We start from the raw sequence: 19,423 nt of genomic DNA, 5'->3' as shown, positions 1-19,423 counted from the left end.
GACAATGGGACGCGTGAGAGCGGTGGCCATCTCCGACACCCACGCGCCGCGCCGCTGGAAGGCGTGCCCGCCGCGAGTGGCCGAGCACCTGCGGGACGCGGACGTGATCCTTCACGCCGGCGATGTGTGCACCGCGTCCGTCCTCGACGAACTGGCCGAGTACGCGCCCGTCCACGCCGTCCTCGGCAACAACGACGGGCCGGACGTCGCCGCGTGGGGCGCCCCCGAACGCCTCGAACTCGACCTGGACGGCCTCGCCGTCGCGATGGTCCACGACAGCGGGCAGGCCCGCGGCCGGACCGCCCGGATGCGGCGCTGGTTCCCCGGCGCGGACCTCGTCGTCTTCGGGCACTCCCACATCCCGCTGGACGAGACGGGCGACGGCATCCGCATCTTCAACCCCGGGTCGCCGACCGACCGGCGCCGCCAGCCGCACGGCACCCTCGGCCTGCTCGACGTCCACGACGGCCGGCTCACCGGCGCGCGGATCGTCCCCGTGACCTGACCGCGCCCTCGACGGGCGCGACACCGCATGGAATCGTCCCCGCAGAGACGAACGCGAAGAGGAGGGGCATCGGCATGACCGACCGCGTCACGGTGAACGTCCACGAGGGAGTCGCCGACGTGCGGCTCAACCGTCCCGACAAGCTGAACGCCCTCGACATGGCCACGTTCGACGCGCTGGCCGAGACGGGGGACGCGCTCGCCGCCGACCCGTCCGTCCGGGCCGTGGTCCTGTCGGGGGAGGGCCGCGCCTTCTGCGCCGGCCTGGACTTCGCCAACTTCGCCGCCATGGCCGGCGACGGCGCCCCCGACGGCGGATCCGCCCGGTTCAAGCGGCTGGCCGACGACATCACGGCGCGCGAGCCCGGCCGCATCACCAATCTCGGCCAGCAGGCCGTGCACGTCTGGCGGGAACTGCCGCAGCCGGTCATCGCCGCCGTCCACGGCCACGCCCTCGGCGGCGGCCTGCAGATCGCGCTCGGCGCCGACATCCGGATCGTCGCACCGGACGCGAAGCTGTCGGTCCTGGAGATCCGCTGGGGCCTCGTGCCGGACATGACGGGCACCGCCGCGCTGATCCGCCTCGTCGGCGAGGACGTCGCGAAAGAGCTCACCTTCACCGGCCGCATGATCTCCGGGGAGGACGCCGTCCGCATCGGCCTGGCCACCCGCGTCTCCGGCGATCCGCACGCCGCCGCCACCGAACTCGCCCGCGAGATCGCCGGCAACAGCCCCGAGGCCGTGCGCGGCGCCAAGCGCCTGCTCAACCGGGCGGCGGACGCCGACCTGGCCGGCCAGTTCCTCGAAGAGTCCCGGACGCTCGGCGCGCTGCGCGGCGGCCCGAACCAGGTCGAGGCCGTCCACGCCTACTTCGAGAAGCGCCCGCCGAAGTTCACCGACCCGGCCTGAGGGACCGCCGGCCCGCGCCGGTCCGGCCGCGCGCGGGCCGCCTCTAGCCCCAGAAGGCGCCGATCCGCTCTGCCGCCGCCCGGCCCTGCGCGAGCCCGGCGTTGGCGGACGGGGTCCGGGTGGACGGCGACAGGGGGTCGGTACCGGCCGCGGTTTGCGAGGCATCGTCCGGCCGGACGACCTCGACGCGCCCGCCCTTGCCCTCGACGACGGCGATGTCCGCCGCCAGGCCAGGGTCGTCCATCGGGGAGATCACCAGCACGCGCTCGTGACCGGCGGCGAGGTCGAGGTTGTTCATCGACCGTATCCCGCCGTCCACATACCGGACGCCGTCGATCGTCGTCGGCGGCCAGATCATCGGCAGCGCGCAGCTTGCCGCTATGGCGTCAACCAGTGGGACGCCCGAGTCACGGTCGAACACGCGCAGGTCCCCGGTCAGCGCGTTCACCGCCGTCACCAGCAGCTTCCCGGACGGCCACTCGTGCTCGGGCAGACGCCCCTCGATCACCGTCCGCCGCTCCGGCTCGCTCAGGGTGTCGGCGGCCATTGCCCGGCCTCCGAGGCCGCGGCGGATCGCCGCCGGGTCGTCGTCGGCTTCCGCGAGCCGCTGCCAGACTTCCATGAACTCGGCGATGGTCATGCCCCCGGACGGGACGAGCTCGCGGTTCTGGAGGGCCGGGTCGGCCTGGCGCTCGAACAGGTCCCCGATCGGCAGGCCGCTGCCGATCTGCGCGGCCACCACGGAGCCCGCCGAGGTGCCCACCATCAGGTCGGCTCCGGTGACGTCCGTGCCTTCGGCGGCGAGCCCGGCGATGAAGCCCGTCAGCCAGGCGATGCCCGCGACGCCCCCGCCGCCGAGTACGAGGGCGCGTCCGTTGTCGCTCATGAACAGTCCTTCCGGTCGTGATCGTCAGAGCGCAGGGCCATAGTGGTGCATTCCCGGGACCGGATCACAGACCGGTCAAGCGGCGAGAAAGGATCCGAACGGCAGGTTCCGGACCACCCAGAAGGCGACGATCGTCCCGAAGAGGAGCCAGATCAGGGCCGGATGGGCCACCTTGGTGCGGACCGGACGATCCAGGGCGCAGGCCCTCGCCCACCTGAGCCAGAAGAACGCCAGGAGCGGAAGCATCGCCATGGTAAGCACGTTCAGGCCGAACGCCTCCTGGACGTGACCATGGGCCAGGGCGTGAATCGTGCGCATCGATCCGCAACCGGGGCACTGGAACCCGGTCAACGCGAGGAACGGGCACGTCGGATAGTGGCCCGCCTCGTTCGGATCGACCGCGGCGACGTAGGAGACGGCCGAGGCGGTCAGGAGGAGCACGGCTCCGGGACGGAGCAAACGCGACGCCGTCGCGCCCGCGCCACTACCTGAGCGGTCCGCTCGTCCGGGAACCGGCCCGCCCGGCGAAGGCAGGGCGGGCCGCCGCTCGTCCGTCATCGGTCAGGAGCCGCCGTTGGCCATGGCCGCGAAGAAGTAGATGACACCGACGATCACACCGAGGACCGCGGACACGATCGCCCAGGTCTTCGCGTTGTTGGACGCGTTGATCGAGCCGGCGTGGTCTCCGGCCATCCACTTCGAATTCACTTGGGAGGCATAGACGATGGACACGATCCCGGCCGGCAGGCAGCAGAGGATGGTCGTCGCGATCGCCCACGGAAGATGGTTCGGCGGCGGCGAGCTCGGGCTGGGTCCGGGGGTCGGCGGTGGGGGCGGTGGGTAGGCCATGTTCGTGCCTCCGTTGCATGGACTGGGTGATTCACGTAGATAGATGGTGACAGGGCTAGGCCGGTTCCGCCGATCAGCGAGAACCTGCGGTGAACCGTTCGCCGGAGCGTCGATTTGACGTGGGGGCGGCGAGCGCGTAAGTTAACCCCTCGTCCCCACACGGATGCAGGACGCCCGCATGGCGGCCGACCGACGACGGGGAAACCACTGACGAATCAGCCGACACGGCTTTGCCGTGCCTGCCGTGCGGTCGTGGGTCGGAAAGGGCCGATTTTGACAATCGGCCCGGATCTGATGAAATAGCTCCACCGCCCGGAAGGTGCCGCTCAAACGGCATTGGAAAGGCGTATCGGAGAAGCCCGGAAATTGACAGCCGGGACGGATCCGATAAAGTAAGACGAGTCGCCCCGGAGCGGGAAACGCGAAAGCGGATCCAGCGCGGTGGGTGTCCGTTTCTTGAGAACTCAACAGCGTGTTAAAAGCCAGTGCCTTTATCGGCCCGGTCTGTTTTTGTTGGCCGGGTCGCCCCGTGGCTGTTCCTTTTGGGATGGTCGGGGATTTCTTTGAGGCAATGCGGTCCTCTTCGTGTGAGGGGGATCGTGGTGCTGGGATTGTTTCCTGAGGTTTGGCCGGCTGGGGTTCGCCCCCTGGTTGGGTCGTTCGAACCTTGATGGAGAGTTTGATCCTGGCTCAGGACGAACGCTGGCGGCGTGCTTAACACATGCAAGTCGAGCGGAAAGGCCCCTTCGGGGGTACTCGAGCGGCGAACGGGTGAGTAACACGTGAGCAACCTGCCCCTGACTTTGGGATAAGCCTGGGAAACCGGGTCTAATACCGGATATGACCTCCGATCGCATGGTCGGTGGTGGAAAGTTTTTCGGTCAGGGTTGGGCTCGCGGCCTATCAGCTTGTTGGTGGGGTGATGGCCTACCAAGGCGACGACGGGTAACCGGCCTGAGAGGGCGACCGGTCACACTGGGACTGAGACACGGCCCAGACTCCTACGGGAGGCAGCAGTGGGGAATATTGCGCAATGGGCGGAAGCCTGACGCAGCGACGCCGCGTGAGGGATGACGGCCTTCGGGTTGTAAACCTCTTTCAGCAGGGACGAAGCTAACGTGACGGTACCTGCAGAAGAAGCGCCGGCTAACTACGTGCCAGCAGCCGCGGTAATACGTAGGGCGCAAGCGTTGTCCGGAATTATTGGGCGTAAAGAGCTCGTAGGCGGTTTGTCGCGTCTGTCGTGAAAGCCCACGGCTTAACCGTGGGTCTGCGGTGGATACGGGCAGACTAGAGGCAGGTAGGGGAGAATGGAATTCCCGGTGTAGCGGTGAAATGCGCAGATATCGGGAGGAACACCGGTGGCGAAGGCGGTTCTCTGGGCCTGTACTGACGCTGAGGAGCGAAAGCGTGGGGAGCGAACAGGATTAGATACCCTGGTAGTCCACGCCGTAAACGTTGGGCGCTAGGTGTGGGGTTCTTCCACGGATTCCGCGCCGTAGCTAACGCATTAAGCGCCCCGCCTGGGGAGTACGGCCGCAAGGCTAAAACTCAAAGGAATTGACGGGGGCCCGCACAAGCGGCGGAGCATGTTGCTTAATTCGACGCAACGCGAAGAACCTTACCAAGGCTTGACATCGCCGGAAAACCATCAGAGATGGTGGGTCCTTTTTGGGCCGGTGACAGGTGGTGCATGGCTGTCGTCAGCTCGTGTCGTGAGATGTTGGGTTAAGTCCCGCAACGAGCGCAACCCTCGTTCCATGTTGCCAGCACGTTATGGTGGGGACTCATGGGAGACCGCCGGGGTCAACTCGGAGGAAGGTGGGGATGACGTCAAGTCATCATGCCCCTTATGTCTTGGGCTGCAAACATGCTACAATGGCCGGTACAGAGGGCTGCGATACCGTGAGGTGGAGCGAATCCCTTAAAGCCGGTCTCAGTTCGGATCGAAGTCTGCAACTCGACTTCGTGAAGTCGGAGTCGCTAGTAATCGCAGATCAGCAACGCTGCGGTGAATACGTTCCCGGGCCTTGTACACACCGCCCGTCACGTCACGAAAGTCGGCAACACCCGAAGCCCGTGGCCCAACCACCTTGTGTGGGGGGAGCGGTCGAAGGTGGGGCCGGCGATTGGGACGAAGTCGTAACAAGGTAGCCGTACCGGAAGGTGCGGCTGGATCACCTCCTTTCTAAGGAGCACACAACTGGCCCGGGCTGCTTCCCCTTTCTGGGAAGGCTCAGGTCGGTGGCCACCGGTGACGGCGCATGTTCGTCAGGTGGCTGCTCATAGATGTGGAGCACTGGCTATTCATCAGGTCGCTTACGCGGCCCGGCAAGTACCGCCCTGAAGCTTCGGCTTCAAGGGAGTGGGAACGGCGGGTTCGGGTGGGGGGTCTGGTGGGCACGCTGTTGGGTCCTGAGGGAACGGGCTTCGCCTGGGTGCCTCTGGATCGCGGGACCAAGACCGCATCACCGAACTGGTGGTGTGGTTTTGGTGGGCCCGGTTGTTTTTTGAGAACTGCACAGTGGACGCGAGCATCTCTGGTGGGATGATGTGGCTCTTTTTTGGGTCATGGATTCTCATCTGCGATTTGTTTTGATCGTTTTGTGTGTTCAAGTTTTTTAGGGCATACGGTGGATGCCTTGGCATCAGGAGCCGATGAAGGACGTGGGAGCCTGCGATATGCCTCGGGGAGTCGGCAACCAGACTTTGATCCGGGGATTTCCGAATGGGGAAACCTGGCACTCGTCATGGGGTGTCGCCGCCTGCTGAATGTATAGGCAGGTTGGTGGGAACGCGGGGAAGTGAAACATCTCAGTACCCGCAGGAAGAGAAAACAATTGTGATTCCGTGAGTAGTGGTGAGCGAAAGCGGAGGAGCCTAAACCGTGCGCGTGTGATAGCCGGCAGGCGTTGCGTGTGCGGGGTTGTGGGACCATCCGGGTCCAGCTGCCGCTGGATCAAGGAGTTATAAACTGCTCGGATAGTTGAACGGCTTGGGATGGCCGACCGTAGACGGTGAGAGTCCGGTAGACGAAATCTGGGTGGCTTCTGGGTGTGTTCCCGAGTAGCACGGGGCCCGTGAAATCCCGTGTGAATCTGCCACGACCACGTGGTAAGGCTGAATACTTCCTGGTGACCGATAGCGGACTAGTACCGTGAGGGAAAGGTGAAAAGTGCCCCGGTGAGGGGTCGTGAAATAGTACCTGAAACCGTGTGCCTACAAGCCGTCAGAGCGTCCTCACTGCCTTCGGGTGGTGTTCGTGATGGCGTGCCTTTTGAAGAATGAGCCTGCGAGTTATGGTGTGTGGCGAGGTTAACCGGTGGCGGGTAGCCGTAGCGAAAGCGAGTCTGAATAGGGCGTTTTTAGTCGCATGCTGTAGACCCGAAGCGGGGTGATCTAGCCATGGGCAGGGTGAAGCGCCGGTAAGACGGTGTGGAGGCCCGAACCCACCAGGGTTGAAAACCTGGGGGATGACCTGTGGTTAGGGGTGAAAGGCCAATCAAACTCCGTGATAGCTGGTTCTCCCCGAAATGCATTTAGGTGCAGCGTTGCGTGTTTCTTGCCGGAGGTAGAGCTACTGGATGGCTGATGGGCCCTACAAGGTTACTGACGTCAGCCAAACTCCGAATGCCGGTAAGTGAGAGCGTGGCAGTGAGACTGCGGGGGATAAGCTTCGTAGTCGAGAGGGAAACAGCCCAGATCATCGGTTAAGGCCCCTAAGCGTGTGCTAAGTGGGAAAGGATGTGGAGTTGCCGTGACAACCAGGAGGTTGGCTTAGAAGCAGCCATCCTTGAAAGAGTGCGTAATAGCTCACTGGTCAAGTGATTCCGCGCCGACAATGTAGCGGGGCTCAAGCACACCGCCGAAACCGTGGCATTGCATCCCTTCGGGGGTGTGATGGGTAGGGGAGCGTCCTGTAGCCGGTGAAGCCGCCGAGTGATCGAGTGGTGGAGGCTGCGGGAGTGAGAATGCAGGCATGAGTAGCGAATCACACGTGAGAAACGTGTGCGCCGGATGACCAAGGGTTCCTGGGGCAGGCTAATCCGCCCAGGGTAAGTCGGGACCTAAGGCGAGGCCGACAGGCGTAGTCGATGGACAACGGGTTGATATTCCCGTACCCGCTGGTATGCGCCAACGCTGAACCCTCTGATGCTAAGACCCCGAATCCTGGGTTGAGCCTTCGGGCTTGTCCTGGGCCTAGCGGTCGGCCCGAGGGGGTAGTAGGTGAGTGATGGGGTGACGCAGGAGGGTAGCTCAGCCCAGGCGATGGTTGTCCTGGGGTAAGCATGTAGCCCGCGCTGCAGGTAAATCCGTGGCGCGTTAAGGGTGAGATGTGATGCCGAGCCGTTTTAGGTGAAGTGAGTGATCCCATGCTGTCGAGAAAAGCCTCTAGCGAGTGTATCGGCGGCCCGTACCCTAAACCGACTCAGGTGGTCAGGTAGAGAATACCAAGGCGATCGGGTGAACTGTGGTTAAGGAACTCGGCAAATTGCCCCCGTAACTTTGGGAGAAGGGGGACCACGCCTGGTGAACGCCCTTGCGGCGGGAGCTGGGTGGGGTCGCAGAGGCCAGGGGGAAGCGACTGTTTACTAAAAACACAGGTCCGTGCGAAGTCGTAAGACGCTGTATACGGACTGACGCCTGCCCGGTGCCGGAACGTTAAGAGGACCGGTTAGACCGTGAGGTCGAGGCTGAGAATCTAAGCGCCGGTAAACGGCGGTGGTAACTATAACCATCCTAAGGTAGCGAAATTCCTTGTCGGGTAAGTTCCGACCTGCACGAATGGCGTAACGACTTCCCCGCTGTCTCAACCACAGGCCCGGCGAAATTGCAGTACGAGTAAAGATGCTCGTTTCGCGCAGCAGGACGGAAAGACCCCGGGACCTTCACTACAGCTTGGCATTGGCGCCTGAAGCGTCTTGTGTAGGATAGGTGGGAGACTGTGAAGCCCAGACGCCAGTTTGGGTGGAGTCGTTGGTGAAATACCACTCTGGTCGTTTTGAGCGTCTAACCCGCACCCGTGTATCCGGGTGGGGGACAGTGCCTGGTGGGTAGTTTAACTGGGGCGGTTGCCTCCTAAAGTGTAACGGAGGCGCCCAAAGGTTCCCTCAGCCTGGTTGGCAATCAGGTGGCGAGTGCAAGGGCACAAGGGAGCTTGACTGTGAGACGGACGTGTCGAGCAGGTGCGAAAGCAGGGCCTAGTGATCCGGCACCTACGTGTGGAAGTGGTGTCGCTCAACGGCTAAAAGGTACCCCGGGGATAACAGGCTGATCTTCCCCAAGAGTCCATATCGACGGGATGGTTTGGCACCTCGATGTCGGCTCGTCGCATCCTGGGGCTGGAGTAGGTCCCAAGGGTTGGGCTGTTCGCCCATTAAAGCGGCACGCGAGCTGGGTTTAGAACGTCGCGAGACAGTTCGGTCCCTATCCGCTGTGCGCGTAGGAGAATTGAGAGGGTCTGTCCCTAGTACGAGAGGACCGGGACGGACGAACCTCTGGTGTGCCAGTTGTCCCGCCAGGGGCACGGCTGGTTGGCTACGTTCGGTCGGGATAACCGCTGAAAGCATCTAAGCGGGAAGCCTTCCTCGAGATGAGTTCTCCCACCCTGTTAAAGGGGTGTAAGGCCCCCGGTAGACGACCGGGTTGATAGGCTGGAGATGGAAGCACGGTGACGTGTGGAGTCGACCGGTACTAATAGGCCGAGTGGCTTGAACACACTGAACGTTCAAAGCATCTCGCTGCGTAGAAGTGTTCGCGTCCCTGTGTGGTTCCCAGGAAACAACCGGGAACCCGCGTAATAATAGAATGATCGAGCCTTGGTTGCTCGGACGGATTCTTCCCGCATCCGGTGACGGGTGTTGGGGGTTGGTCGTTCGGTGGTTTTGGCGAGGGGGAAACACCCGGTCCCATCCCGAACCCGGAAGTTAAGCCCTTCAGCGCCGATGGTACTGCATGGGAGACTGTGTGGGAGAGTAGGACACCGCCGGACTTGAATTGGTCGAGGGTCGCCCCGATTTCCGGGGCGGCCCTCGACGCATGTCGTGGTCCAGTCAAAGTAGGCTGAAGAGACCACCGAACCACCATCAAGAACAGTGACGGACGTGATGAGCGCGGAAGAGGACGGCCGGGGCGACGAGAGCCGCGAGCGGCGGGGCGACAAGGGGCGGCGGGGTACGCCGGCCCGCCGCGGAGGCACGGCCGGAGGCGGCCAGGGAGGGCCTGGCGCCCGCAAGGGCGGCGGCCCTCGTGGTGGCGCTCCTCGTGCCGGTGGCCCGCAGGGCGGGCGCGGTCGTCCTGGGGGCTCCAAAGAGCGGGACGGTCGCGGTAAGCGCGACGACCGCAAGCCCGGCGGTCCGTTCAAGCGCTCCGACGATCGACGCGGCGAATCCCGTGAGGGACGTCCTGGAGACCGTCGTGAGGGTCGCCCTAGCGGCCCGCGCGCGGGCCAGGGCAAGCCGGGAGAGCGGCGCTTCGGTGGCCAGGGTGGTGAGCGCCGTGAAGGGCGCTTCGCCGGTCCGAAGGGACCACGTGCGGGTCAGGGCGGCGGTGGGCCGCGCCGCGAAGGGCGTCCAGGCGGCCCCCAGGCCCGTGGCGGTCAGGGCGAGCGGCGCTTCGAGGGACGACCGCAGGACCGTCCGTTCAAGGGCCGGCGTGACGAGCGCGACGAACGCCGTCCAGGCGGGCGGCCGTTCGAAGGTAACCGTGAGGGCCGTCCAGGTGGGCGGCGGTTCGAGGGCAACCGGGAAGACCGTGCGGGCGGGCGGCGGTTCGAAGGTAACCGTGAGGGCCGTCCAGGTGGGCGGCGGTTCGAGGGCAACCGGGGAGAGCGTCCAGGTGGGCGGCGGTTCGAAGGGAAGCGCGAAGAGCGTCCGGGCGGCCGGCGGTTCGAGGGCAATCGTGAGGGCCGTCCAGGTGGGCGGCGGTTCGAAGGTAACCGCGAAGAGCGTCCGGGCGGGCGGCGGTTCGAAGGGAAGCGCGAAGGGCGCCCGGGTGACCGTGACAGGTTCAAGGGCCGTGGCGGGCCGAAGCGTCCCCACGACGGCGGCGGGCGATCCTACGGGCCGCCGCGCGACCGCGAGGACAGGCGCGGACGCTATGAGGAGCGTGAGCGTCCCGCGCCGAAGCACGACGACCCGCTGCTGCCGGACGACGTCACCGGCGAGGAACTGGACGCGGACGCACGGGTGGAACTCCGCACGCTGCCGAAGGAGCTGGCCGCGAAGGTCGCCCGTCACCTGGTGATGGCGGGACGGCTCGCCGAGGAGGAGCCGGAGCAGTCCTACCGGCACGCGAAGGCCGCGCGGAGGCTCGCGTCCCGCGTCGGGATCGTCCGGGAGGCCGCGGGGATCGCGGCGTACCACGCGGGCGAGTGGGCGGAGGCCCTCGCCGAGCTGCGGGCCGCACGTCGGCTCGGCGCCGGCGACGACTCCTATCTGCCGGTGATGGCCGACTGCGAGCGTGGCCTCGGCCGTCCCGAGCGCGCCCTCGACCTGGTCAAATCGCCCGAGGCGGCGAAGCTCGACCCGATGGGACGCGTCGAGCTCCGCATCGTGGAGTCGGGCGTGCGCCGCGACCTGGGGCAGATCGACGCGGCCGTGGTCACGCTTCAGATCCCCGAACTCCGGGACCGGCGGCTCCGGCCGTGGTCGGTGCGGCTGTTCTACGCCTACGCGGACGCGCTGGCCGAGGCGGGACGCGAAGCGGAGGCGTCCGACTGGTTCGCGCGCGCCGCCGCGGCCGACCGCGACGGCGACACCGACGCCGCCGAACGGTACGCCGAACTTGAGGGCCTCCACATCCTCGACACCGAAGAGGACGAGACCGAAGAGGACGACACCGAGAACGACGCCCTCCCAGAAGACGAACCGGCGGACGAGCCTCAGGTGGCGCCTCCGGCTGAAGCCGAGCCCGTGGCGGCCACCGTGCCTGAGGTCGATGCGACGGCGGAATCTGGGGCCGCGGCGACGGATATCGAGTTCAAGCCTGCCGAGCCCGAGGTCCTGGACACGCCCGAAGACGACGCTCCAAAGGCGCCGGTGGTGTTCCTGGAGCCGAAGCCGACGGACGAGGAGCAGCCCCCGCCAGGGGAATGACACCCGGTACTTGACTGGCGAGTAGGTTTCCCGGATATTCGCGGGACCGTGCCGTTCGGGGGCCGCCGGATCGGTCCGGCGGTGATCGCCTCTGGGAGTGTCATGGCCCCGAACCGACGTATGTTCCTGCGCGCCACGGCTCTGGCCGGCGCAACGACCGCCTTCTCGGGCACGCTGTGGCAGCGGGCGTTCGCGGCGGGCCCCGCGCAGCCCGGGCCGGGTCCGTACGGTCCGTTACAGGCCGCCGACGGCAACGGGCTGCAGCTCCCCGAGGGGTTCAGCAGCCGGGTGGTGGCGCGTTCACTTCAGCGCGTCGGAGGGACGCGGCACTCCTGGCATCCGGCCCCCGACGGCGGTGCGTGCTTCCGCGACGGGGACGGCTGGATCTATGTCAGCAATTCGGAGGTCCCCGTCATCGGCGGCGTGTCGGCGGTCCGGTTCGACCCGTCCGGGAAAGTCACCTCCGCCTACCGGATCCTTAACGGCACCACCCTGAACTGCTCCGGCGGGGCGACGCCGTGGGACACGTGGTTGTCCTGCGAAGAACACGACTACGGCCTCGTCTACGAAACCGATCCGCGCGGGCAGAAGGCGGCCGTGGCCCGCCCGGCACTGGGCCGGTTCAAGCACGAAGCGGCCGCCTCCGACCCTGAACGGAGAGTCGTCTATCTCACGGAGGATCAACCGGACGGCTGCTTCTACCGTTTCCGCCCGGACGCCTGGGGCGATCTGTCGTCCGGAACGCTCGAAGTCCTGGTCGGCTCTGGGACAGGCCCCGTCCAATGGGAGAAGGTGCCGAATCCCCAGTTCTGGCTTACACCGACCCGTGAGCAGGTATCGAGCGCCATGCATTTCAACGGCGGCGAAGGCTGCTACTACACGCGCGGCATCTGCTACTTCACCACGAAGGGCGACAACAGGGTGTGGGCGTATGACGCGGCCGGTGAGCGCCTGGACATCGCCTATGACGACGACCTCGTCACCAGCGGCGAAGCACCGCTGCGCGGCGTCGACAACCTGACCGCCACGTCGTCCGGTGACCTCTACGTGGCCGAGGACGGCGACAATATGGAGATCAACCTCATCACGACGGACGGGGTGGTGACGCCGTTCTTGCGTGTCGTCGGCCACGACGAGTCGGAGATGACCGGACCCGCGTTCAGCCCGGACGGGTCGCGCCTGTACTTCTCGTCCCAGCGCGGCAAGAGCGGATTCATCGGTGGCACGGACGGCTACACGTTCGAGGTCACCGGCCCCTTCCGCCGTTGACCGAAATCAGGCGTGCCTGTCGAGGGCGTGCATGATGCCCGCCACGTTGCTTTCGGCGCTGTTCAGCAGTTCGTACTTGGCGGCGAGCTCGGGGTCGATGTCGTCGCCGGTGATGGCGTAGCGGTCCTTGGTGCGGTCGGCGACCATCGCGACGGCGTGGTCGAGGTCGAGGCCCTGGTCCCTGGCGTCCCGGACCGCGTCCACCCAGATCCGCAGTTCCTCGGCGGAGCGTTCCAGCGTGTCGTCCACCTCGGTCACGGGACCGTAGTGCGCGAACAGGAGCCGCTGCGGGCCCAGTGACCGGAACCTGCCGAGCGACTCCAGCGCCGTGTCGAGGTCGAAGTCCGGAGGCGGTGTCGCGGGCTTCACGTCCGCCGTCTCGGGGATGTAGATGCCGGCGGCGTCGCCCACGTACAGGTCGCCGGTGTGCGAGTCCATCAGCCCGACATGGTGCTTGGCGTGGCCGGGGGAGTAGTGCGACTCCAGCCGCCGCCCGCCGCCGAGGTCGACGACGCCGGTGTCCTCGACGGCCCGGATACGGGCGGCGTCCGTCGGCTTCAGCTCGCCGAACAGCGTGTCGAGGGCGTCCCCGTAGACCATGCGGGCGCTGCGCATGAGCCGTGACGGGTCCGCCAGGTGCCGCGCGCCCTTCTCGTGGACGACGATCTCCGCCCGCGGGTGCGCCTTCGCGATGTCGCCGACGCCGCCCGCGTGGTCGAGGTGGATGTGCGTGACGACCACGCTCGCCAGGTCGTCCGGCCCGACGCCCATCTCCCGCAGCGCCGCCTGCACCACGGGCGCCGAACCCGAGGTGCCCGGCTCCACCAGGCATGGCCGGTCGGAGAGGATCAGGTATCCGGCGGTGATGCCGGTGTAGCCCGCCATCCGCGTGTCGATCTCGTAGACGTCCCCGCCGAGCGGCGTGATCGTGGTCGTGGTGTCCATCACCCGATCATCCTGCCCGGCGGCCCGCCCGGACCGCCAGGTCCCTCAGCCGAGGCGGCCGTCCGCGCGCAGGTCGTCGAAGATCAGCTTGTCGACGGGCGACACCCGGTACCGGTCGGCGTGCGTGAGCCAGGCCAGCTCCTCGATCTCGCTGCTGGGCTCCAGGACGCCGGTGTAGTCGGAGGTGTAGCAGGTCATCCGGACGGTGACGCCGGCGGCGTGGCCGTCCGCCTGGGCCTCCCAGGTGCCGAGATGGAAGACCGTGTGCGGCACGACGTCGACGGCGAGCTCCTCCCGGATCTCGCGCGAGAGGGTCTGCATGTCCGACTCGCCGGGCTCGCGCTTGCCGCCGGGCAGGTAGTAGACGTCCTTGCCGCGGGACCGGGTGCTGAGGACGCGGCCGTCCTCCAGCCGGATCCACGCCACTTTGTCGATCATCGGTTCCCTTCGGGGTCGAGGAGGCGCAGGACGAGGCCGGTGCGGGGCTTGGGGCCGAACGAGGTGGACTTGCGCGGGACGCGCTCGCCCTGCCCCGCGATCGCCAGTACGTCCGCCACCTTGAGCGGGTTCAGGATCACGGCCGTGCCCCCGGTGCGCCGTGCGCGGGCGACGGCGGCGGACGCGTCGTCGTGCACCACCTCGATGGCGTTCTCGTTCTCCGGGACGTTCCACACGCCGCCGATGAGGAGGTGGTCGAGAACGGCCGTGTCGAGCGCGCACCACCGTGCGGAGTGCCCGGACGGCATTGATCGGCTCAGCGCCGCCGGGTCGGGCTCCGTGAGCAGATGCAGACCGTCGCCACCGCCGAGGAGGAACGCGGGCCCGTCCGCGGCGGCGAGCGCCTCGACCGCGGCGTCCTCGGCCGGGAAGCCGGTCACGCGGAAGACCCTGCGCGCTCTGTCGAGTGCGTCGTCCGGGCGGAGGCCCGGCAGGACGCGGTGGATGGCGCCGAGATGCGGCGGATACCGGGTGGAGTCGACCAGCAGCGCCAGGCCGGCGTCCCACGGGCCGGGGCCGTCGCCCGCGGCGCGGTGGCGTGCCTGAAGGGCGCGGTAGGTGGCGTAGCGGTGGTGGCCGTCCGCGATGAGGGCCTGCTTGCCGCGGAGGTCGGCCGCCACCCGTGCGTGCGAAGCGGGGTCGGTGACGCGCCACAGCCGGTGCGTCAGCCCGTCGTCCGCGTCGAACTCCATCAGCGGGGCCCCGGCGGCGGTGTCGTCGACGATCCGGGCCGCGTCCCCGTCGCCCTCGTACACCAGGAAGATCGGCTCCAGGTTGGCGTTCGCCGCCGTCATCAGCGCGAGCCGGTCGCGGACCGGGCCGGGGAAGACGTTCTCGTGCGGCAGCACGACGCCCTCGGCCTCCGCGCGCAGCCCCAGCCCGCCGATCAGGCCGCGCTGCAGCACGGTCCCGGCACGGGCCGCCTCGTAGACGTACAGGGCCGGGTCGGGGTCGATGGCGAGCGCGCCCTCGTCCAGCCAGCGGCGCAGCCGCCGGCCCGCCGCGTCGTAGCCCTCACCGGACGCGCGCGGCAGGTTGAGCCGGACGATGTTGTGGCCGCCGCCCGCCAGCAGCCGCATCGCCGCCGCCTCGTCGATCAGGTCGTACGGCGGCATGGTCACCGCGGCCAGGTCGCCCGCGACCTCGGGGACGAAGCGGACGCCGCGGAACGGGGCCAGTTCCAGGCCGCCGCCGGTCCGCGGCCCGTCCGCGCCGAAGATCCGGGCGCTGAACTCCTCAGGCCCGAGCCCGGAGGGGAGGTCGTCGTCCACGGTGGGCATGGTATTCACCGGAGGGCGCCCGGCGTCCTGCCGGGTACGGTCATGGTGATCGATGTCCGAGGGGAGGTCCACATGAGCCATCAAGGGCCTGGACGGCCGGAGGATTCCCCAGGAGACGACCCCGGCGAGCATGCGGCCTCGCCGGGAGGCGGGGTCTACGAGTGGTACACGCGGGGCCTGGAACTGCTGCGGTCGGGCAGTGCGGCGGCGGCGCTGCAGCTGCTGACCAGGGCGGCCGAGGCGGAGCCGCAGTCGCACAGCATCCGGGAGGCGCTCGCCCGCGCGCAGTTCGGGGCGCGGCGGTTCGGCGCGGCGGCCGCGAGTTTCCGCCGGATCGTGGAGGCGGAGCCCGCCGAGGACTACGCGCGGTTCGGGCTCGGGCTCTCCCTCAGCCGCATGGGGGACTTCGAGGGCGCCGTCGAGCACCTGGCGCTCGCCGCCGCCATGCGTCCCGAGAACCAGGACTACGCGAAGGCGCTGCGGCACGCGAGGGCCACCCTCGCGGCCCGGCGCTGAGCCGTCCCCTACCAGTGAGTGACGACCCCCTGTGATCGCAGGCGTGAGGAGCGCGATGAAAGGCAGCGACCGTCCCCTGAGCGAGGCGTACGACGTCGCCCTGCTCGACCTCGACGGGGTGGTCTACATCGGCCGCAGGCCCGTCCCGGCGGCGGCGGAGTCGCTCGCCAAGGCCCGCGCGGCGGGGCAGCGGCTCGCGTTCGTGACCAACAACGCGTCCCGGACCCCGTCGGCGGTCGCGGCGCTGCTCACCGACGTCGGCGTCCCGGCCGGGGCCGAGGACGTCGTGACATCGGCGCAGGCGGCCGCGCGGCTGCTCGCCGAACGACTGCCCGCCGGGTCGGAGGTGCTCGTGGTGGGCGGCATGGGGCTGCGCCACGCGCTGTACCAGCAGGGCCTGCGTCCGGTGTCGACCGCGGCCGGGCGCCCCGCCGCCGTAGTGCAGGGCTACCATCCGGAACTCGGTTACGGGCTGATCTCCGAGGGTGCGCAGGCGGTCAGCATGGGCGCGCTGTTCGTCGGCTCCAACGGCGACCTCACCATCCCGGGCGGCGACGGCCCTCCGCACCCCGGAAACGGGTCGCTCCTCCGCGTGATCAGCTCCGCCACCGGTGTCGAGCCGATCGTCACCGGCAAGCCCGAAAGGCCGCTGCACCAGGAGTCGATCCTGCGCACCGGCGCCAAGCGCCCGCTCGTGGTCGGCGACCGCCTCGACACCGACATCGAGGGCGCGCACAACGGGGGTGCCGACAGCCTGCTCGTCTTCACCGGCGTCACCGGCCACCTGGAGGCCCTCACCGCCCCGCCGGGACGGCGTCCGACCTACCTGGCCCCCGACCTGACCGGGCTGCTCGTCCCGCACCCGGAGATCGTCCGGGTGGACGGCGGGCACCGGTGCGGCGGCTGGACGGCGCTCCGCGACGGCGGCGTGTTCGCGGTCAGCGGATCCGGCGACCCCTACGACGGGCTCCGCGCCCTCGCGTCCGCCGCCTGGGAGACCGAGACGCCGCCGCCCCGGGAGGCTCTCGCGGAGGCCCTGGAAACGATCGGCCTTTAGAGGAGTTTGCGCAGCCGGAGGAGGTCGAAGATGCTCGCCTCGATCTTGAGCCGGCCCGCGGCCCACGCTTTGGCCGGGTTCAGCTCGTCGTAGGCCATCGCGACGAGGTCGTCGCTGTCCATCGTAAGGCGCACCTGCGCGGCCCTGGGGTCGTCGTCGAGCTCGAACGGGTCGAGGCCGCCCTGGTGGAGGCGGGTCCGGTAGGCCACCCCGAGGTCGGCGACGCGACAGCTGATCGTCCGCTCGACGACGTGCTCGGCGAGCCGGTCGGCGTCCACCTCCGCCAGGCGCGCCGCGACACGCTCCAGCGCCGCACGGCAGTCCTCCTCGTTCGCCATGGTCAGGCCGTTCCCCGTTCGTCCGGCAACGATGTCGTTCAGGGACGGTAGCGTTCAGGATGAGCCGGAAGCGACTCGTCGCGGGCGCTCCGGGAGCACTGGGAGGTAAACGTGATGTCCGACGAGGCCGTGGAGAGGGCGCCGGAGGAGCCGGAGTTCCCGGCCGTGCCGCCGCCCGACCCCACCGGCGACCCGCGCGTGGACGCCGTCGTCGCCCGCCTCGGCGAGCTCGGCGGGCGGCCCGTCCCCGAGCATGTGGAGATCTTCGAGGACGTCCACCAGCGGCTCCAGGAGCTCCTCGCCTCCGCGGGCCAGGAGGAGCGGCCCGAGCCGCCCCGTCCCGCGTTCCCCGACGCGCTCCGCCCCCGCCCGTGACCAGGCGGAGGCTCGACGCGGAACTGGTCCGGCGCGGGCTGGCGCGGTCGCGGGAGCAGGCCGGGCAGCTGATCGGCGACGGCCGTGTCCGGGTCGGCGGGCAGACCGCGGCGAAGGCGGCCACCCAGGTCGAGGCCGGCGCGGCGATCGTCGTGGCCGACGCCGGCGACGGCCCCGAGTACGTGTCGCGCGGCGGGCACAAGCTCGCCGGCGCGCTGGAGGCGTTCCACGGCCTGGACGTGAAGGGCCGCGTCTGCCTGGACGCCGGCGCCTCGACCGGCGGGTTCACGGATGTCCTGCTGCGTGCGGACGCGGCGCACGTGTACGCGGTCGACGTCGGCTACGGGCAGCTCGCCTGGCCGCTGCGGACCGACGACCGGGTCACCGTCCTGGAGCGGGTCAACATCCGCGACCTGGAGCCCGGCATGCTCGGCGACGCGCGGCCGGACCTGGTCGTCGGCGACCTGTCGTTCATCTCGCTGAAGCTCGTTCTCGCCCCGATCCGCAAGTGCGCGGCGCCGGACGCCGACTACGCGCTCATGGTCAAGCCGCAGTTCGAGGTCGGCAAGGACCGGGTCGGCGCGGGCGGCGTGGTCCGCGACCCGGAGCTGCGCGCCGACGCGGTGCGCGGCGTGGCCGGGCACGCGCAGACTCTCGGCCTCGGCGTCCTCGGGGTCGCGGCGAGCCCGCTGCCGGGTCCGTCCGGCAACGTGGAGTACTTCCTGTGGCTGCGGGCCGGGGCCCCGCCCCTGGACGAGGCCGGTTTGGCGAAGGCGATCGCGGAGGGCCCGCAGTGAGCGGCACCGGGCCTCAACGCGTACAGAAGGCGTCCGAACAGGGAACGTCCACGCGAGGGACGTTCGTCCAGACGTCTGTACGCCGGAGCGCGTCGGGGAGTGGGGCGAGAGCATGAGCAAAAGGTCGGTGCTGGTGGTGGCGCACACCGGGCGGCCCGAGGCGGTCCGCAGCGCGCAGCTGGTCATCGAGCGGCTCAGCGAGGCCGGGATCTGCGTGCGGGTCCTGGACGAGGAGGCCGAGCAGATCGGCTGCACGGGCGTGGAGGTCATGCCCAGCAGCGCGGCGGCGGCCGACGACGCCGAGGTCGTGATGGTCCTCGGCGGGGACGGGACGCTGCTGCGCGCCGCCGACCTGACCCGCACGTCCGGCACCCCGCTGCTCGGCGTCAACCTTGGGCACGTCGGGTTCCTCGCCGAGGCCGAGCGGGAGGACCTCGCCGCCACCGTCGACCGGGTGTGCACGCGCCGCTACGAGGTCGAGGAGCGGATGACCATCGACGTCACCGCCCGCCGCAACGGCACGGTGATGGGCACCACATGGGCGCTGAACGAGGCCAGCATCGAGAAGTCCGAGCGGGAGCGGATGCTGGAGGTCGTCGCCGAGATCGACGGGCGCCCGCTGTCGAACTGGGGCTGCGACGGGGTGGTGTGCGCCACCCCGACCGGATCCACCGCGTACGCGTTCTCCGCCGGCGGGCCGGTCGTGTGGCCGGAGGTGGAGGCGATGCTGGTGGTGCCGATCAGCGCGCACTCGCTGTTCGCCCGGCCGCTGGTGGTGTCGCCGCGCTCGTCGGTGGCGGTGGAGGTGCTGCCGGACACGCCCCGCGCCGTGCTCTGGTGCGACGGGCGCCGCACGCTCGACCTGCCGCCGGGCGCGCGGGTGGAGGTCCGCCGCGGCGCCGAGCCGGTGCGGCTCGCGCGGCTGCACCTCACCCCGTTCACCGACCGGCTGGTCACCAAGTTCGGGCTGCCCGTGACGGGCTGGCGCGGGCGGGTCCGCCAGCCCTCCCGCCCGTCCCCGCCGCTCGGGGACTCGCAGGTCGGGGACGCTCCGGCGGCCGGCGGCGTCGCCGGCTACCCCGGTCCGGGCTTCGCCCCGGAGGG

Annotated in this window: 16 protein-coding genes, 3 rRNA genes and 1 pseudogene; 12 read left to right on the top strand and 8 right to left on the bottom strand. The window is 68.7% G+C overall.

Annotated elements, in window-relative coordinates; all coding sequences use genetic code 11:
• Window positions 1-4: 4 nt before the first annotated feature.
• Window positions 5-505, top strand: coding sequence for a metallophosphoesterase family protein (locus ACQPZP_RS24735; RefSeq protein ID WP_433472096.1), 501 nt, complete (start codon window positions 5-7; stop codon window positions 503-505).
• 74 nt (window positions 506-579) lie between these two features.
• A complete protein-coding gene (locus ACQPZP_RS24730) occupies window positions 580-1,413 on the top strand; it encodes a crotonase/enoyl-CoA hydratase family protein (protein WP_433472095.1) in 834 nt (277 codons plus the stop codon).
• Between the two features lie 43 nt (window positions 1,414-1,456).
• On the opposite strand, the gene ACQPZP_RS24725 is transcribed toward ACQPZP_RS24730, so the two are convergent.
• The 3 genes from ACQPZP_RS24725 to ACQPZP_RS24715 all read right to left on the bottom strand — a co-directional run bounded on the left by ACQPZP_RS24725 (window position 1,457) and on the right by ACQPZP_RS24715 (window position 3,148).
• Complete coding sequence (locus ACQPZP_RS24725; protein ID WP_433472094.1) at window positions 1,457-2,299, bottom strand: patatin-like phospholipase family protein; 843 nt, start codon at window positions 2,297-2,299, stop codon at window positions 1,457-1,459.
• Between the two features lie 75 nt (window positions 2,300-2,374).
• Window positions 2,375-2,740, bottom strand: coding sequence for a DUF2752 domain-containing protein (locus tag ACQPZP_RS24720; RefSeq protein ID WP_433472093.1), 366 nt, complete (start codon window positions 2,738-2,740; stop codon window positions 2,375-2,377).
• A gap of 120 nt (window positions 2,741-2,860) precedes the next feature.
• Window positions 2,861-3,148: a CD225/dispanin family protein gene (locus ACQPZP_RS24715; RefSeq protein ID WP_433472092.1), complete on the bottom strand. Its 288-nt coding sequence runs from the start codon at window positions 3,146-3,148 to the stop codon at window positions 2,861-2,863.
• A gap of 667 nt (window positions 3,149-3,815) precedes the next feature.
• On the opposite strand from ACQPZP_RS24715, the gene ACQPZP_RS24710 reads away from it, so the two are divergent.
• From ACQPZP_RS24710 to rrf, 3 genes are all read left to right on the top strand, one after another.
• A 16S ribosomal RNA gene (locus ACQPZP_RS24710) occupies window positions 3,816-5,336 on the top strand.
• 422 nt (window positions 5,337-5,758) lie between these two features.
• Window positions 5,759-8,867: ribosomal RNA gene (locus ACQPZP_RS24705) — 23S ribosomal RNA — on the top strand.
• A 156-nt stretch (window positions 8,868-9,023) separates the two neighbouring features.
• A 5S ribosomal RNA gene (gene rrf / locus ACQPZP_RS24700) occupies window positions 9,024-9,140 on the top strand.
• Together the 16S, 23S and 5S rRNA genes form the textbook arrangement of a ribosomal RNA operon.
• A gap of 94 nt (window positions 9,141-9,234) precedes the next feature.
• On the opposite strand, the gene ACQPZP_RS24695 is transcribed toward rrf, so the two are convergent.
• On the bottom strand, window positions 9,235-10,386 hold the full coding sequence (locus ACQPZP_RS24695) for a hypothetical protein (RefSeq protein ID WP_433472091.1): 1,152 nt from the start codon (window positions 10,384-10,386) through the stop codon (window positions 9,235-9,237).
• Here ACQPZP_RS24695 and ACQPZP_RS24690 point away from each other — a divergent pair.
• Both ACQPZP_RS24690 and ACQPZP_RS24685 read left to right on the top strand, forming a co-directional pair.
• Entirely contained in the window at window positions 10,336-11,244 is a 909-nt protein-coding gene (locus ACQPZP_RS24690) for a hypothetical protein (RefSeq protein WP_433472090.1), read from the top strand. The two genes, ACQPZP_RS24695 and ACQPZP_RS24690, sit on opposite strands and share 51 nt — an antisense overlap.
• A 102-nt stretch (window positions 11,245-11,346) precedes the next feature.
• On the top strand, window positions 11,347-12,513 hold the full coding sequence (locus tag ACQPZP_RS24685; protein ID WP_433472089.1) for an alkaline phosphatase PhoX: 1,167 nt from the start codon (window positions 11,347-11,349) through the stop codon (window positions 12,511-12,513).
• A gap of 6 nt (window positions 12,514-12,519) precedes the next feature.
• Here ACQPZP_RS24685 and ACQPZP_RS24680 read toward each other — a convergent pair whose 3' ends face one another.
• Genes ACQPZP_RS24680 through ACQPZP_RS24670 form a run of 3 tightly spaced genes read right to left on the bottom strand, consistent with a single transcriptional unit; the run spans window position 12,520 to window position 15,236 of the window.
• Complete coding sequence (locus tag ACQPZP_RS24680; protein WP_433472088.1) at window positions 12,520-13,458, bottom strand: MBL fold metallo-hydrolase; 939 nt, start codon at window positions 13,456-13,458, stop codon at window positions 12,520-12,522.
• Window positions 13,459-13,503: 45 nt separating this feature from the next.
• The gene (locus ACQPZP_RS24675; RefSeq protein ID WP_433461644.1) at window positions 13,504-13,896 is read right to left on the bottom strand and encodes an NUDIX hydrolase; all 393 of its coding nucleotides are present in this window, start codon (window positions 13,894-13,896) and stop codon (window positions 13,504-13,506) included.
• Window positions 13,893-15,236 (bottom strand): DUF1015 family protein, encoded by a 1,344-nt coding sequence (locus tag ACQPZP_RS24670; RefSeq protein WP_433472087.1) that lies wholly within the window; start codon window positions 15,234-15,236, stop codon window positions 13,893-13,895. The genes ACQPZP_RS24675 and ACQPZP_RS24670 overlap by 4 nt, the downstream gene beginning before the upstream one ends.
• 72 nt (window positions 15,237-15,308) lie before the next feature.
• On the opposite strand from ACQPZP_RS24670, the gene ACQPZP_RS24665 reads away from it, so the two are divergent.
• Window positions 15,309-15,752: a tetratricopeptide repeat protein gene (locus tag ACQPZP_RS24665; RefSeq protein ID WP_433472086.1), complete on the top strand. Its 444-nt coding sequence runs from the start codon at window positions 15,309-15,311 to the stop codon at window positions 15,750-15,752.
• A gap of 55 nt (window positions 15,753-15,807) precedes the next feature.
• On the top strand, window positions 15,808-16,809 hold the full coding sequence (locus ACQPZP_RS24660; protein ID WP_433472085.1) for an HAD-IIA family hydrolase: 1,002 nt from the start codon (window positions 15,808-15,810) through the stop codon (window positions 16,807-16,809).
• On the opposite strand, the gene ACQPZP_RS24655 is transcribed toward ACQPZP_RS24660, so the two are convergent.
• Window positions 16,806-17,147, bottom strand: a complete 342-nt coding sequence (locus ACQPZP_RS24655) for an SCP2 sterol-binding domain-containing protein (protein WP_433472084.1) — start codon at window positions 17,145-17,147, stop codon at window positions 16,806-16,808. The genes ACQPZP_RS24660 and ACQPZP_RS24655 overlap by 4 nt on opposite strands.
• 114 nt (window positions 17,148-17,261) lie before the next feature.
• Here ACQPZP_RS24655 and ACQPZP_RS24650 point away from each other — a divergent pair, with 114 nt between their 5' ends.
• The 3 genes and pseudogenes from ACQPZP_RS24650 to ACQPZP_RS24640 form a co-directional block, all read left to right on the top strand.
• On the top strand, window positions 17,262-17,522 hold the full coding sequence (locus ACQPZP_RS24650) for a hypothetical protein (protein ID WP_433472083.1): 261 nt from the start codon (window positions 17,262-17,264) through the stop codon (window positions 17,520-17,522).
• On the top strand, window positions 17,519-18,319 hold the full coding sequence (locus ACQPZP_RS24645) for a TlyA family RNA methyltransferase (protein WP_433472082.1): 801 nt from the start codon (window positions 17,519-17,521) through the stop codon (window positions 18,317-18,319). Before ACQPZP_RS24650 ends, ACQPZP_RS24645 begins: the two co-directional genes overlap by 4 nt.
• Window positions 18,320-18,431: 112 nt before the next feature.
• Window positions 18,432-19,319: pseudogene (locus ACQPZP_RS24640) on the top strand (NAD kinase); the annotation flags it as partial.
• Between the last annotated feature and the right edge of the window lie 104 nt (window positions 19,320-19,423).

The organism is Spirillospora sp. CA-142024 (assembly GCF_050942325.1).
Classification (GTDB): domain Bacteria; phylum Actinomycetota; class Actinomycetes; order Streptosporangiales; family Streptosporangiaceae; genus Spirillospora.
Note: the sequence above shows the minus strand (reverse complement) of the source record. Positions and strands in the feature narration are given on the sequence as shown.